A 14,588-nucleotide genomic window follows, 5' to 3' on the forward strand; every position below is an offset into this window, starting at 1 on the left:
CATCCGGGTGGGGGCGCGGGCGTCTCCCGTCCGTGACGGCCCGCCCGGGCCTGCTCAGGCCTCCTCGAGGTCGCGGGCGGACCGGCCGAGGATCAGGGACACCGCGGTCACCGCGCTGTTGAAGGACACCTCCGACAGCACGCCAGGGGCGGCCACCTGGTCACCCGCGAGGTAGATCCCGTCGCCGCGGTCCACGGCGGGCCGGTCCCGCCAGGTGCTGCCCGGCGGGTCCACGGCTCCCGTACGGCCGTCCGCCACGGCCTCGCGGCGCCAGGTCACCCGTTCCCGCCAGCCTCGGAACGCCAGGTCCAGCAGGTGTCCGGCACGGGCGAGCCCGTCGGCCCGGGTCCCGTCGGGTCCGACCGGGAACTGGCCCTGGAGCAGCTGTTCCCCGGCCGGTGCGAGGGCCGGGTCCTGCGCCGTGAACCGCTCCAGCCAGCCGGGCGCGTCCAGGTCGCACACGGCGAAGGGGTCCCCGCGCCGGGTGCGCAGGGCGAGGTCGAGCAGGACGGTACGGCCGCTGGGCCACGTCAGCGTGGGGTCGCGCAGCAGGCGCCGGGCGGCGGGCAGGGAGGTGGCGACGACGACGGGGGAGCCGTCCGGCAGGTCGTCCAGCCGGGCCCCGGTCTCGATCCGCACACCCATGTTCCAGGCCCTCGCCGCCATCCGGTCGACGACCGCGCCCCAGCCGCCGCGCGGGTAGTGCGCCTCCGGCGGCAGCCTGGTGGCCCGGCGCAGGCGCTCCTGCACGAACGCGGCGGACAGGCTGCCCGGGTCGTGGTGGAACAGGGCCACCGCCGCGTAGTGGGCGGCGGCCCGGGCCCCCTCCTCGCCGGCGATCCCGGTCGCCCAGCCGAGGAAGTCGGTGTCGACGGGGGCCGGGCCGAGCCGGGGCCGCAGCAGCTTCAGGAGCGCGAAGGGCGGGGTGCGGCGCAGGACGCCGTGGTGGCGCAGCCGCAGCCGGGTGGCCTCCAGGGGCGGCAGCACGGCGAGGGGGCCGGTCAGCTCCCGCTGGCGCAGCCAGGCCCAGTGCGGGCCGCCGGCGTAGAAGGCGTGCGGTCCCTCGCCCGTCCGGTACGGTCCCGCCGCGGTGCGGGCCCGGCCGCCCAGCGTGTCGTGGGCCTCGTACACGGTGACCTTGGCGCCTGCCTCGGCCGCGGTGATCGCGGCGGTGAGTCCGGCGAAGCCGCCGCCGATGACGGTGATGCGGTGCATGGGTGTCTCCCCGGGTCGGTTCACCTGCTCCGTCCGTACGACGGTCCGGCCCGCGGGAACGTGACATCGGCGCATCGCCCCCGCTGCCGCTCGCCGGCCGGTGGCTCCCCGGTCCGGGGTGGCTGTCGGTGGCGGGGTGCAGCATGGGGGCATGGTGGGACGAGCGGCGGGTGGCGGGCCGGCGAAGCGGGCAGGAGTTGGGGCAGCGGTGCGGGGCGCGCGGCGGCCGGAGGTGCGGCTGCCGGACCTGGAGCCCTGGGCCGGGCCGGAGTTGGAGCCGGACGGGGACTACGACGGGCTGGAGTTCCGGGAGCTGGACCTGGCCGGGCAGGACGGCATGGGCGCCCGGTTCATGGACTGCGCGCTGACGGGCTGCGTGGTGGACGGCACGGCGCTGGGCCGGGCCCGCGTGCTGGACTCGGTGCTGACCGGGCTGCGGGGTGTCGGCACGCAGTTCGCCGAGGCCACGTTCCGCGACGTGGAAGTGGCCGGCGCGCGCCTGGGCGGCACCCAGATGCACGGCGCGGTCCTGGAGCGGGTGGTGATCCGCGGCGGCAAGATCGAATACCTGAACCTCCGCGAGGCCCGCCTCAAGGACGTCGTCTTCGAGTCCTGTGTCCTGGTCGAGCCGGACTTCGCCGGTGCGCGGCTGGAGCGGGTGGAGTTCACCGACTGCGCGCTGAAGGGCGCCGACTTCGGTGGCGCGACCCTGACGGACGTGGACCTGCGCGGCGCCGCCCCCCTGGACGTGACCCGCGGCCTGGACCGCCTCTCCGGGGCGGTCATCAGCACCGGTCAGCTCCTGGACCTGGCTCCGGCGCTGGCGGCGGGGCTGGGAATCCGGGTGGAGGGCTGAGTCACGGCACCCGCGGGAAGCGGGCCTGGAGGGTCCAGAGCGCCGGGTTCTCCGCGAGTTCCTCGTGGAGGTCGGTGAGGTCGGCGATCAGGTCGTGCAGGAAGTCGCGGGCCTCGCGCCGGAGTTCGGTGTGGGCGAAGCTCAGCGGAGCCTCCTCGGCCGGCTGCCAGTCCGAGGTGATCTCGACCCAGCCGAAGCGGCGCTCGAAGAGCAGCGCGTCGCTGGACTCGGTGAAGTCCAGTTCGGCCCGCTGCGGGCGGGCGGCGCGGGAGCCCATCGGGTCCTGGTCCAGCCGCTCCACGATGTCGCACAGCGCCCACGCGAAGTCCAGCACCGGCACCCATCCCCAGGCTGTGGACAGCTCCCGGTCCGTCTCGGTGTCCGCGAGGTACACGTCCCCGCAGAACAGGTCGTGCCGCAGCGCGTGGACGTCCGCGCGACGGTAGTCCGTCTGCGGCGGGTCCGGGAACCGGTTGGAGAGGGCGTAGCCGATGTCGAGCACGGAAGAGATGGTGTCACGGCGGTCCGCCCGGCCCCGCCCGCGGTGCGTCCCGTCCCTCTAGGATCACTGACATGTCCAGATCCGTGCGCCTTGTCCCGGCCGTCGCCGCCCTCCTTCTCCTCACCGTCACCGGCACCGCGTGCGACGGCGGCGCACAGGACGCCGCGGGCGGGTCCGGTGTGCACGACCCGTACTTCCCCGAGGCCGGCAACGGCGGCTACGACGTCGGCCACTACGACCTCACGCTGGACTACACCCCCGACACCCGCCACCTCACCGGCACGGCGGTCATCACCGCCCGGGCCACCCAGGACCTGTCCGCGTTCGACCTCGACCTGGCCGGGCTGCGCGTCGACTCGGTCATCGTCGAGGGCAGGCACGCCCGCTGGAGCCGTAGCGGCCAGGAACTCACCGTCCGCCCGCACGACGGCCTCAGCGACGGCGAGACCTTCCGCACGACCGTGCGCTACTCGGGCACCCCGCGCACCCTCACCGACCCCGACGGCTCCAAGGAGGGCTGGCTGCCCACCGACGACGGCGCCCTCGGCCTCGGCGAACCGGTCGGCTCCATGGCCTGGTTCCCCGGCAACCACCACCCTGCCGACAAGGCGTCCTACGACATCACCGTCACCGTGCCGAAGGGTCTCCAGGCCGTGTCCAACGGCGACCTGACGGACCGGAGCACGAAGGGCGGCCGTACGGCCTACCACTGGCACACCGCCCAGCCCATGGCGAGCTACCTCGCCACCGTCGCCGTCGGCCACTACGACATCGCCCGCACCACCGGCCCGCACGGCCTGCCCGTCGTCACCGCGGTCGACCCCACCCAGGCACGGGCGAGCGCCAAGGTGCTCGCGAAGATACCGGAGATCATCGACTGGGAGGAGACCAACTTCGGGCCGTACCCCTTCTCCTCCACCGGCGCGATCGTCGACCGCCCGGACGACGCCGGGTACGCCCTGGAGACCCAGACGCGCCCCGTCTTCCCCGGCGCCCCCGACACCCCCACCCTCGTGCACGAACTCGCCCACCAGTGGTACGGCGACTCGGTCACTCCCGCGTCCTGGCGGGACATGTGGCTCAACGAGGGCTTCGCCACCTACGCGGAGTGGCTGTACGACGAGGACCACGGCGGTCCCAGCACCCGGGAGACCTTCACCCGCCTCTACGACGGGGACCACGAGGAGATCTGGGCCTTCCCGCCGGCGAAGCCGTCCAGCGCCGCGCACATCTCCGACAGCCCCGTCTACCAGCGCGGCGCGATGGTCCTGGAGAAGATCCGCCGCACGACCGGCGACGACACCTTCTACGACATCATCCAGGGCTGGGCCGCCGCACACCGCCACGGCACCGCGAGCACCACCGAGTTCACCGCGTACGTGGAGAAGAAGGCTCCGGACAAGGACTTCGGCGCGATCTGGAAGGACTGGCTGTACGGCGACGGCAAGCCGCGCCACCCGTGACGGCGGGGGACCGGCGGCGTGCGCCCGGGAAGGGCGGCGCCGCCGGCCTCACGTGCCCGGCCCCGCGCAGGCGGGGAGTTCGTCAGACGTTGACGCCGAAGTCCTGGGCGATGCCCACCAGACCCGAGGCGTAACCCTGGCCCACCGCGCGGAACTTCCACTCCGCGCCGTTGCGGTACAGCTCGCCGAAGACCATGGCCGTCTCGGTGGCCGCGTCCTCCGACAGGTCGTAGCGCGCGATCTCGGCGCCGCCGGCCTGGTTGACGATCCGGATGTAGGCGTTTCGGACCTGGCCGAAGTTCTGGCCGCGGTTCTCGGCGTCGTAGATGGAGACCGGGAAGACGATCTTGTCGATGTCGGCCTGGAGCGCGGCCAGGTTGACGTTGATCGCCTCGTCGTCACCGGAGCCCTCGCCCGTGCGGTTGTCGCCCGTGTGGACGATGGAGTTGTCCGGGGTCTGCTTGTTGTTGAAGAAGACGAAGTGGCCGTCCGAATAGACCTTGCCCTGCGTGTTGACCGCGATGGCGGAGGCGTCCAGGTCGAAGTCCGTGCCGGTGGTGGTGCGGACGTCCCAGCCGAGGCCCACGGTGACGGCGGTCAGGCCCGGAGCCTCCTTGGTGAGCGAGACGTTGCCACCCTTGGACAGGCTTACAGCCATGTTGGGAGTCCCTTCCCTAGATACCCGTGCATACGTGCACATCTGTGCCGACGAAGCTACCGTCACCCGGAACAACGTCGAGGGGGGTCCCGCCGGTTCCGGATGCCTTTACCTTTTTTACCGAACCGGAAATCCAGGTGACGTGCACCCCGCGGGACCGGGAACATGGCATACATGTCCGGGCCCTACTTCATCCGCGGCTCGGTCTCGCTTCCCGAGGCCGAGCTGGCGTGGCGTTTCTCCAGGTCCTCCGGGCCCGGCGGACAGCACGTCAACACCAGCGACTCGCAGGTCGAGCTGCGCTTCGACCTCGCCGGCACCGAGGCGCTCCCGCCGGTGTGGAAGGAGCGGGCGCTCCAGCGGCTCGCCGGCCGGCTCGTCGACGGGGTGCTGTCCGTACGGGCCTCCGAGCATCGCTCCCAGTGGCGCAACCGCGAGGCCGCCGCCGTACGCCTGACCGCTCTCCTCGCGGAGGCCACCGCGCCGCCGCCGAAGCCCCGCAGGCCGACGCGCATCCCGCGCGGCATCAACGAACGCCGGCTGCGGGAGAAGAAGCAGCGCGCCCAGACCAAGCGCGGACGCACGGGCCGGGACTGGGGTTAGAGACTGGGGTGAGGACCTCTCGTCGTCCGGTCCCTGGCCGGCCCCCCACCACGGCCGTCACAGTTCCAGCACGCCGACCGTCTGGTCCCCGCTCGTCTCACCGGTCTTCCTGAAGCCCAGGCGGAGGTAGAAGTCCTCGGGACCCGCCGGGCCGGGGTGCCAGGTGACGTGGAGTTCCCTGCCGCCGCGGCGACGGATCTCCGCCGCCACCGAGTCCACGGCGAAGCGTCCGTACCCGCGGCCCTGGGCGTCCGCCGCGATGTTCAGCCGCCACAGCCCGGAGCGGTGCACGCTGCCGTCGCGGTGCCAGTCGATGCCGAAGAAGGCCATGAGGAAGCCGACCGCCCGGTCGCCGTCGACGATCAGTCGGGGCCAGGCGACACCGGCGGGATGGACGTACGCCTCGGCGAGGGACGTGACGACGGGGCTGACGGCGTGTTCCTGCCCGGGGCGGACGCGGATACCCACGGCGGTGTCGAAGTTGTCCGGTGTCACTTCTTCGAGACGGAGTGTCATCCCGGCACCCTAGGCATTCCCTTTTCCCCGGGCCACGGAATTACGGGAGCGGCGGAATACCCGGACTCAGTCCAGTTGCCGGTATCTGCCGCGGAAGTACAGCAGCGGGCCGCCCTCAGCGCTGGGCACGCGCGCGGTGAGGACCCGGCCGACGACCAGCGTGTGGTCCCCGGCGGCCACCCGCTGTTCGGTACGGCACTCCAGGGTGGCGAGGGCGCCCCCGGCCAGCGGGGCGCCGGTGGCCTCGCCGCGGACGTAGGGGATGTCCTCGAAGAGCAGCCGGTCGCTGATGCGGCCCTTCATGGCGAAGCGGCCCGCGATGTGCCGCTGGCTCTCGGCGAGGACCGACACCGCCCACAGCGGCTGCTCGGCGAGCAGGTCGTCCATGCGGGAGTCCTCGCGCAGGCTGACCAGGACCAGCGGCGGGTCGAGGGAGACCGACATGAACGCGGTGGCGGTCATCCCGACGTCCTCGACGCCCGGCGCGTCCGGGTCGTCCGGGTCGAGCGGCGGTTCCTGCGCGGTGACCAGCACCACGCCCGCGGCCAGCCGGGACATCGCGGCCCGGAACTCGTCGTTGCTCACCCCCTCAGCATGCCCGGGAGGCAGGGGGGTGATGGGTGAGGGAGTCTTCAGCACGCAGGAAACGCTAGTGTCCGCACCGCGCCGGGCGCATCGGCCCTCCGCCCGAGCCGGGTCCTAGGACCAGCGGCGCACGCGGGCGTGCACCCACCGTGCAGCGGGCGTGCACGGGCTGTGCACGGGTCGTGCATCATGGGGGCACGCCGCACACTCCGTGTTCGGAATGCGCACGGGAGAAACGCAGAAACTCCACTCAATTGTTCACGTTCTCCTGTGACTTGAGTCACAGGAGGCAGTAATTGTTGACACTGTGTACCGAGTGGGCAGCGCGCTGTGATTCAGTGGCGGAGAGTCGTTACGAGTAAACGTCGGAGCCAACGCGAGAACAGCGTAAGGAAACGCCGAAGACAAACCCTTGATTCGCTGCGAGGTCTCGGGGGGAGGGCGAGCATGGAGACCGAGTCGGAGCCGTACGTCCGCCTTGCGTCCCTGCGACAGCTGCACCAGGTCATGGCCGACATGAACACGGCACGCAGCCTGGCGGACACGTTGCAGACCGTCGCGGACGGTGTCGTGGGCGCCCTGGGATACGAGATGGCGGCCGTCAACCTGGTACGTCCCGAAGGGGACCTCGTCGTCGCCGCCTTCTCCGGGAACTCCGCCGCCGAGGCACTGATCACCGGCCGGGCCGGCTCCCGGGACTCCTGGGACCGGCGGCTGGGCATGGGTGAGCGCTGGGGCGACCTCGTGTTCATACCGCACACCGAGGGCTGGGTCCTGGACGACGACGACGTCCCCCAGTGGTACACCGACGGGCCCGCGCCGCGCTTCGAGGACGAGTGGCACCCCTCCGACCGGCTCTTCGCGCCCATGTACACCCCGGGCGTGCAGGGCGGCTCCTGCGGCGAGCTGCTCGGGGTCATATCCGTCGACCGCCCGCGCAACGGCCGCCGTCCCGGCGCCTGGGGCCGCGAGGCGTTGCAGATGTACGCCTTCCAGGCCGCCATCGCGATCAGCAACGCGCGTCTGCGGGCCAACATGCAGCGCGCCCTGGTCCGCCTGGAGCGCGAGCAGCAGGCCCTGCGCGCCAGCGAGGAGTCCTTCCGGCAGGCCTTCGAGTACGCCCCCTCGGGCATGGCCATCGCCGAGATGGGCGGCGACCAGCACGGCCGCATCCTGCGCACCAACGACGCCCTGTGCCGGCTGCTGGGCCGGCCCGCCTCCGCGATGCGCCGCTACTCCTTCGCCGACCTCGTCCACCCCGAGGACATCGGCACCCTGCTGCGCACCTCCGCCGAGGGCGGGCGGGCGGAGCTGCGGCTCGGCCGGCGGGACGGCACGTACGTGTGGGTGTCCCTGCGCAACAGCGTCGTCGCGGACGCCGCCGACGGCCCGCGCTTCCTGCTCAGCCACGTCGAGGACATAGAGGAACGCAAGCGCCGCGAGCTCCAGCTCGCCCACCGCGCCTCCCACGACTCGCTGACCGGCCTGCCGAACTCCGCCGAGCTGCGCTCGCGCCTGGCGGCCCGGCTCTGCCGTCGGCCCGCGCAGGCCGACGCGCTGGAGTCCCTGGACGCGGCCTACGGCCACCCCGCCTTCGACGCCCCGGCCGGTCACGGCTTCGACTTCGCGCCGGACGCGGAGGCGTACGACGCCTACGACCACCATGTGCACACCGCCGCCCCCGAGGAGGGCCGCGACGACGGCACCAAGGGCCTCGCGGTCCTCTTCTGCGACCTCGACGGCTTCAAGTCGATCAACGACCGCTTCGGGCACAACGCGGGTGACGCGGTCCTCATCGAGGTGGCCCGGCGGCTGAGCAACGGTGTCCGGGACGGCGACACGGTCGCCCGGCTCGGCGGCGACGAGTTCGTGATCCTCGCCGACGGCCTCGGCCGGGCCGACGCCCAGGACCTCGCCGTACGGCTGCGCAACGAGATCATCCAGCCGATCCGCGCCGAGGGCCGGGCGGTCCGGGTGGGCGCGAGCTTCGGCATCGGCTGGGCGCATTGCGGCATGACGGCGGACGAGGTGCTGAAGTCCGCTGACGAGCGGATGTACGTAGAGAAACGATCTCGTCCCAAACAGCATCGCCGCGCGGGATGACCCGCAGGTCAGCGAGTTGATGCGGTTCGGGTCACCCGTTCGGGCGAGTGAGAGCGGGTAGGCTCGCCATTCCACACCCGTACCGCATACGCCCGCACCTGTTGAGGAGTACCCAAGGGATGACGCCCGGCGACAACGGCGCGAGCCCGCCCGAGGACGACGACCCGTTCGGCTACCTGTACGCAGACGGCCAGGCCCGGGGAGCCCAGCCGCCCTCCGGCGGCGGTTACGGCTATCCGAACTCGGTCAGCAGGGTCCGCGCGGTCGGCGAGCGCACCTACGGCCAGCAGGCGCCGTACGGCCAGCCGCCGCAGGCCGCCTACGGTCAGGGCGCACCGCAGCAGGGCTCCCACGGTCAGCCGAGCGCCCACTACCAGGCCCCCGAGACGCTGCCCGGCGGCGCGCCGGCCGGCCGGCAGCCCGCGCCGCCCACGTCCGGCCGGCGCGGCCCGAACACCAAGGGCCTGCTGATCGGCGCGGTCGCGGTGGTCGCCGCGGTCGTCATCGGCATCGGCATCGCGATGATCAACGGCAAAACGGACGACGACAAGTCCGGCGACCAGGCGGGAAATGCCCCGACCCAGTCCCAGCCCCACTCCCCGACCCCGACGGGCAGCGGCACGCCGTCTCCCGGGGACCTGCCGAAGGCCGACGGCGCCGACAAGAGCCTCCAGCTGGCCGGCGGCGCCGCCGGGGCCTCGGACGTCTCCGGCGCACGGTCCGCGGACGGCAGCTACGTGGGCGGGCTCAACCAGGTCGGCGCCTCGGTGACCTGGACGGTCGAGGACATCCCCGAGGACGGCCCGTACACCCTCTTCGTGAACTACAGCGCCACCGGCGAGGACCAGTCCATGTCGGTCACCGTCAACGGAAAGCCGTTCGGCAGCAAGCTGGGCCTGAAGAACTGGCGGAGCGCCGCCGACGGTGCCTTCGACAAGGGCTGGACGAAGTCCTACGTGTGGCCGACCCTCCAGAAGGGGTCCAACACCATCGCCGTCTCCTGCCAGCCCGGTGACAAGTGCAACGTCCTGATCGACCAGATGTGGATCAAGAAGGGCCGCGTCAAGAGCTGAGCCGGTCCCGCCGGGCGGGGCGCCGCTCCGCCCGGGCCGCGCCGGACTCCCCCGTCACCGCCACCCGGTGCAGCAGTTCCGTGTAGAGCGCGGGGTCGAAGTCGCCCGCTGCCGGGGCGTGGACGGTCGCCGTCGCCAGGGCGACCGCCCGGGTCAGGCGCGCCGGCCAGGGAAGGTTCTCCACGAGGCCCGAGAGCAGGCCGGCCACCGCCGCGTCGCCCGCGCCGGTCGGGTTGCCGTGCACGCGGGTGGGCGGCGCGGCGCGCCAGCGGCCGTCGGGGGTGACGGCGAGCAGGCCGTCCGCGCCGAGGGAGGCCACGACCGCGCGGGCGCCCCGCCCGCGGGCGTCCTGGGTGGCGCGTGACGGCTCGTGGGATCCGGTGAGTTCGGCCAGTTCGTCGGCGTTGGGCTTGATGACGTCGGGGCGCGCGGCGACTCCGCGGCGCAGCGGCTCCCCGCTGGTGTCCAGCAGGACGGGCACGCCGAGGGAGCGTGCGGTCCGTACGAGCGTCGCGTACGCCCCGACCGGCACCCCCGGCGGCAGGCTGCCGCACAGCGCCACCGCGGAGGCGCCGGCCAGCAGCTCCTCGTAGCGGTCCAGGAAGGTGCCCCACTCGGCCGGGGCGATCTGCGGGCCCGGCTCGTTGAGCTGGGTGGTGTCGCCGGACCGCTCGTCCACGACCGCGATGGTGCGCCGGGTCGCCCCGGCGACCGGCACCAGCGCGTCCACCGGCCCGGGCGTGCCCGCGAGCCGCTCCCGCAGCACCTGTCCGGTGGCACCGCCCGCGAACCCGGTGACCGTCACCTCGTGCCCGAGCGCGGCCAGGACCCGGGCCACGTTCACGCCCTTGCCGCCGGCCCGCTCGACGACCTCCGACACCCGGTGCGAGGTGTGCGGGCGCAGCGACGGCACGCGATAGGTCAGGTCGAGGGCGGTGTTCAGTGTGACCGTGAGGATCACCCGGGCCGCCCTCCCTCGAAGTCCCTGCGCATGCCGTCGGTTACGGGACCACGATCATGCCAAAGAGACGGCGGCCGGCCCAGTGCGCGGAGGGTGGCCGTGTTCCCGAAGGCGGTGCGGATCAGGGCAGTTGGGGAGTTACCACCCATTCGCCCCGGCGCATGACGCCCTTCACCCGGAAGTCGGCGTCCAGCAGGACCAGGTCGGCGTCCTTGCCGGGCTCCAGGGAGCCGATGCGGTCGGAGAGGCCGAGCAGCCGGGCCGGGTTGGCGGACAGGGCGGCGACGGCGTCCTCCACCGGCAGCCGGTCGACGGTCACCGCCCGCCGGAACGCGCGGTCCAGGGTGAGGGTGGAGCCGGCGATCGAGCCGCCGTGCACCAGCCGGGCCACACCGTCGCTGACCTCGACCTCCATGGGGCCGAGCATGTAGCGGCCGTCGCCGATGCCGGCCGCGTCCATGGCGTCGGTGATGAACGCGACCCGGTCGGCGCCGGCGTGCCGGAAGGCCAGCTGCAGCGCGGCGGGGTGGAGGTGGGTGCCGTCGTTGATCAGCTCCACCGTGACCCGCTCGTCCTCCAGCAGGGCGGCGATGGGGCCGGGGGAGCGGTGGTTCAGGCCGGGCATGGCGTTGAAGAGGTGGGTGGCGACCGTGGCCCCCGCGTCGATCGCCTCGACCGTCTGCTCGTAGCTGGCGTCCGTGTGGCCGATCGCCGCGATCACCCCGTGTTCGGCGAGCAGCCGTACGGAGTCGACGCCGCCCGGCAGCTCGGTGGCGAGCGTGACCATTCTGGCCTGGCCGCGCGCCGCGTCGATCAGTTTGCGGACGTCCGCCGGGTCCGGGTCGAGCAGCAGTTCCTCGGCGTGCGCGCCCTTGCGGCAGGGCGAGATGAACGGCCCCTCGAAGTGGATGCCCGCGATCTCGCCCTGTTCGGCCAGCTCGCTCAGCAGGCCGGCCTGGCGGGCGAGCAGGTCCATCTCGTCGGTGACCATGGAGGCGACGAGGGTGGTGGTGCCGTGCCGCCGGTGGGCGTGGACGGCGGTGAGGATCTCCTCGGCGCTGCCGGAGAAGGCGGCGCCGCCGCCGCCGTGGTTGTGGATGTCGACGAAGCCGGGCACCAGCCAGTGGCCGGTGACGTCGATGACCTGGGCGCCGGCCGGGGCGGTGGCGGTGATGCGGGTGCCGTCCACGGCCAGCCGGCCGTTGCGCACGGTCTTGGTGGGGAGCACCACGTGTGCGCCGGTGAGCACCTGCGGGTCCGCCGTGGCGATCCGCGTCCCGCGGCCGGGCCGCGGAGCCGCAGCACCGTCCCGCGTCCCTCGCGGGGCGCTGTCCGGGGCCGGAGTTTCCCGCTCGGTTGCCATCAGGTGCTTACCTCCGGAGTCGTGGGAGTGGTGGTCGTCAGCAGGTCCCGGGCGAGCAGGCCGGCGCCCAGGCAGCCGGCGCTGTCGCCGAGGGCGGCGGGGACGATGGTGGGCAGTTTCTGGAAGGTGACCCGTTGCCGGACGGCGTCCCGCAGCGGCTGGAACAACACTTCCCCGGCTTCGGCGAGCCCGCCACCGATGATCATGGTGCGGGGGTTCAGCAGGGTCAGTGCGGTGACCAGGCCGTCGGCGAGCGCGTCCACCGCCTCCTGCCAGACCCGGACGGCGTTCGGCTCACCGGACGCGACGGCGCGGGCGCAGTCCGCGGCGTCCGCGTCCGGGTTCCCGCAGGCGGCGGCCCATGCCGCGCTGACGGCAGACGCGGAGGCGTACCGCTCCAGGCAGCCGTACTGCCCGCAGGGGCAGGCGGCGCCCCGGGGGCGTACGCGGATGTGACCGATCTCGCCCGCGAAGCCGTCCGCGCCGGCCTCCACCCGGCCGTCGATGCCGATGGCGCCGGCGATCCCGGTGCCGAGCGGCACGAACAGGAACCGGTCCGCGCCCCGGCCCGCGCCGATCCGGCCCTCGGCGAGTCCGCCGGTGCGCACGTCGTGGCCGAGGGCGACGGGCATTCCGAGCCGGTCGGTGAGCAGGGCCCGCAGGGGTACGTCCTTCCAGCCGAGGTTGGCGGAGTAGACGGCGGTGCCCTGTGCCTCGTCGACGATGCCGGGGACGGCGATGCCGGCCGCGTCGGCCGGTCCGCCGCAGTGCTCGACGCCGTAGGCGCGCAGCTCGGCGGCGAAGTCGAGGATGCCCTCGATCACCGCCTCGGAGCCGCGCTCGCGGCCGGTGGCGCGGCGGGCGCGGTGCAGCAGGGCGCCGTCGTCGCCGACGAGGGCGGCCTTCATCCCGGTACCGCCCACGTCGAGGGCGATGACATGTCTCACCACGGGCTCTAGTGTGACCCTCCTACCCGGGAAAGGTCTAGTCCACTCACGTGGTGTAGACCTTAGGTGTCCATATATCGAACGGTCAGACAGCAGGGTTGGGGTTTTGAGGGTGCGTCGGGGTACGGCAGGAACGATCGCGGTGGTGTCCGCACTGGGCATGACGGCGGTTCTCGGCGGCTGCGGGGGTACGGGCTCCTCGGACGTGACCCTCAGACTCGTCGCCGCCGACTACGGCGACTCCGCCGCCAACAGCTCCAAGAAGTACTGGGACGACCTCGCCGAGGAGTACGAGTCGCACCACCCCGGCGTGAAGGTCGAGGTCAGCGTCTACTCCTGGAACGACGTCGACCGCAAGGTCAAGGAAATGGTCGACGCCGGCCACGCCCCCGACCTGGCCCAGATCGGCGCCTACGCCGACTACGCCGCGGCCGGCAAGCTCTACCAGGTCTCCGACCTGCTCTCCATCCGCACCCAGGCCGACCTCCTCTCCCAGCTCTCCGACGCCGGCGAGTGGAAGCACACCCAGTACGGCATCCCCTTCGCCGCCTCCACCCGGGTGCTCTTCTACAACAAGACCCTGTTCGCCGGTGCCGGCCTCACCCCGCCCACCACCTGGGACCAGTTGGCCGCCGACGCCCGCGCCCTGAAGGACAAGGGCGTGAAGTACCCCTACGCCCTGCCGCTCGGCCCCGAGGAGGCCCAGGCCGAGACCATGCAGTGGCTGCTCGGCGGCGGCAGCGGCTACACCGACGACGTCGGCACCTACACCATCGACTCCGCGCAGAACATGGAGACGTTCACCTGGCTCAAGGACGAGCTGGTCGACAAGGGCCTGACCGGCCCCGTCGCCCCCGGCAAGCTCAACCGCGCCGACGCCTTCGCCGCGTTCGCCGACGGCCAGGTCGGCATGCTCAACGGGCACCCCACGCTGATCCAGCAGGCCGGCCGCAAGGGCGTGAAGTTCGGCATGGTGCCGATGCCGGGCCGCACCGGCAAGGCCCGGGCCTCCATGGGCGTCGCCGACTGGATGATGGGCTTCCGGCAGAACGGGCACGCCGACCAGATCGGCGACTTCCTCGACTTCGTCTACAGCGAGAAGAACGTCCTCACCTTCTCCCGCGCGTACGGGCTGCTCCCCGTCACCGGCTCCGCCTCCACCGCCATGAGCACGTCCGGCAAGGCCTCCGACAAGGTCCTGCGCCCCTTCCTGGACCAGCTGCCCACGTCCCAGCTGTACCCCGTCGGCAAGACCTCCTGGGCGTCGGTCAGCGCGGCCGTGAAGCAGAACATCGGGCAGGCCGTCGCCCCCGGCGGCAGCCCCTCCGGCGTCCTGACCCGGCTCCAGTCCACGGCCACGGCGGCCGACAGCGGCACCGCCGGCTAGGTTGCCGGGCCGTGTCGTCCGACTCCCGGCTGCCCCACGACGCCGGGCACGCACTCCCGCCGCACCGGGCCCGGCTGTCCGTGCCCGGCGCTACGGTGGCTCCCATGGAACTGGGCAGCCGCGAGAAGGCCATCCTCGCGCTGGAGCGCCGGGCGTTCCCCGGCCCCGGCGCGAAGGAACGGGCGATCCGCGAGGAGCTGGATCTGTCCCCCGTCCGCTACTACCAGCTCCTCAACGCCCTCCTGGACGACGCCCGGGCCCTGGCGCACGACCCGGTCACCGTCAACCGGCTGCGCCGGATCCGGCAGACGCGGCGCGCCGAACGCTGAGGAGTGGACGGGCCTTCCGTGGATAGG

At 72.8% G+C, this 14,588-nt stretch carries 15 protein-coding genes; 7 read left to right on the forward strand and 8 right to left on the reverse strand.

Features of this window, described 5'->3' with window-relative positions:
- Positions 1 to 54: 54 nt before the first annotated feature.
- A complete protein-coding gene (locus ACF1BE_RS27420; RefSeq protein ID WP_392201681.1) occupies positions 55 to 1,215 on the reverse strand; it encodes an FAD-dependent oxidoreductase in 1,161 nt (386 codons plus the stop codon).
- 151 nt (positions 1,216 to 1,366) lie between these two features.
- Between ACF1BE_RS27420 and ACF1BE_RS27425 the strand changes: the two genes are divergently transcribed.
- A complete protein-coding gene (locus tag ACF1BE_RS27425; protein ID WP_392201682.1) occupies positions 1,367 to 2,071 on the forward strand; it encodes a pentapeptide repeat-containing protein in 705 nt (234 codons plus the stop codon).
- A gap of 1 nt (position 2,072) precedes the next feature.
- Here the strand turns inward: ACF1BE_RS27425 and ACF1BE_RS27430 are convergent, their stop codons facing one another.
- Entirely contained in the window at positions 2,073 to 2,573 is a 501-nt protein-coding gene (locus tag ACF1BE_RS27430) for a hypothetical protein (protein WP_392201683.1), read from the reverse strand.
- Between the two features lie 71 nt (positions 2,574 to 2,644).
- Between ACF1BE_RS27430 and ACF1BE_RS27435 the strand changes: the two genes are divergently transcribed.
- The gene (locus tag ACF1BE_RS27435) at positions 2,645 to 4,036 is read left to right on the forward strand and encodes a M1 family metallopeptidase (RefSeq protein ID WP_392201684.1); all 1,392 of its coding nucleotides are present in this window, start codon (positions 2,645 to 2,647) and stop codon (positions 4,034 to 4,036) included.
- An 82-nt stretch (positions 4,037 to 4,118) separates the two neighbouring features.
- Here the strand turns inward: ACF1BE_RS27435 and ACF1BE_RS27440 are convergent, their stop codons facing one another.
- Positions 4,119 to 4,694 carry a TerD family protein gene (locus ACF1BE_RS27440; protein WP_392201685.1) on the reverse strand — a complete coding sequence of 192 codons (576 nt, stop codon included), beginning with the start codon at positions 4,692 to 4,694 and terminating at the stop codon, positions 4,119 to 4,121.
- Positions 4,695 to 4,859: 165 nt separating this feature from the next.
- On the opposite strand from ACF1BE_RS27440, the gene arfB reads away from it, so the two are divergent.
- Entirely contained in the window at positions 4,860 to 5,297 is a 438-nt protein-coding gene (gene arfB / locus ACF1BE_RS27445; RefSeq protein WP_392201686.1) for an alternative ribosome rescue aminoacyl-tRNA hydrolase ArfB, read from the forward strand.
- Between the two features lie 57 nt (positions 5,298 to 5,354).
- Here arfB and ACF1BE_RS27450 read toward each other — a convergent pair whose 3' ends face one another.
- Positions 5,355 to 5,813, reverse strand: coding sequence for a GNAT family N-acetyltransferase (locus ACF1BE_RS27450; protein WP_392201687.1), 459 nt, complete (start codon positions 5,811 to 5,813; stop codon positions 5,355 to 5,357).
- Positions 5,814 to 5,879: 66 nt separating this feature from the next.
- On the reverse strand, positions 5,880 to 6,398 hold the full coding sequence (locus ACF1BE_RS27455; protein ID WP_392201688.1) for a flavin reductase family protein: 519 nt from the start codon (positions 6,396 to 6,398) through the stop codon (positions 5,880 to 5,882).
- A 447-nt stretch (positions 6,399 to 6,845) separates the two neighbouring features.
- Between ACF1BE_RS27455 and cdgB the strand changes: the two genes are divergently transcribed.
- On the forward strand, positions 6,846 to 8,501 hold the full coding sequence (gene cdgB / locus ACF1BE_RS27460; protein ID WP_392201689.1) for a diguanylate cyclase CdgB: 1,656 nt from the start codon (positions 6,846 to 6,848) through the stop codon (positions 8,499 to 8,501).
- 119 nt (positions 8,502 to 8,620) lie between these two features.
- Positions 8,621 to 9,574, forward strand: a complete 954-nt coding sequence (locus ACF1BE_RS27465; RefSeq protein WP_392201690.1) for a carbohydrate-binding protein — start codon at positions 8,621 to 8,623, stop codon at positions 9,572 to 9,574.
- Here ACF1BE_RS27465 and ACF1BE_RS27470 read toward each other — a convergent pair.
- The 3 genes from ACF1BE_RS27470 to ACF1BE_RS27480 form a co-directional block, all read right to left on the reverse strand.
- Positions 9,564 to 10,535 (reverse strand): 1-phosphofructokinase family hexose kinase, encoded by a 972-nt coding sequence (locus ACF1BE_RS27470; protein ID WP_392201691.1) that lies wholly within the window; start codon positions 10,533 to 10,535, stop codon positions 9,564 to 9,566. The genes ACF1BE_RS27465 and ACF1BE_RS27470 overlap by 11 nt on opposite strands.
- A gap of 121 nt (positions 10,536 to 10,656) precedes the next feature.
- Positions 10,657 to 11,784 carry an N-acetylglucosamine-6-phosphate deacetylase gene (gene nagA / locus ACF1BE_RS27475; RefSeq protein WP_392201717.1) on the reverse strand — a complete coding sequence of 376 codons (1,128 nt, stop codon included), beginning with the start codon at positions 11,782 to 11,784 and terminating at the stop codon, positions 10,657 to 10,659.
- 113 nt (positions 11,785 to 11,897) lie between these two features.
- A complete protein-coding gene (locus tag ACF1BE_RS27480; protein ID WP_392201718.1) occupies positions 11,898 to 12,845 on the reverse strand; it encodes an ROK family protein in 948 nt (315 codons plus the stop codon).
- 142 nt (positions 12,846 to 12,987) lie between these two features.
- On the opposite strand from ACF1BE_RS27480, the gene ACF1BE_RS27485 reads away from it, so the two are divergent.
- Entirely contained in the window at positions 12,988 to 14,232 is a 1,245-nt protein-coding gene (locus ACF1BE_RS27485; RefSeq protein WP_392201692.1) for an extracellular solute-binding protein, read from the forward strand.
- A gap of 104 nt (positions 14,233 to 14,336) precedes the next feature.
- On the forward strand, positions 14,337 to 14,561 hold the full coding sequence (locus ACF1BE_RS27490; RefSeq protein WP_121788170.1) for a DUF3263 domain-containing protein: 225 nt from the start codon (positions 14,337 to 14,339) through the stop codon (positions 14,559 to 14,561).
- Positions 14,562 to 14,588: the final 27 nt, after the last annotated feature.

The sequence above is a fragment of the Streptomyces sp. NPDC014991 genome (genome assembly GCF_043080665.1).
GTDB lineage: Bacteria > Actinomycetota > Actinomycetes > Streptomycetales > Streptomycetaceae > Streptomyces.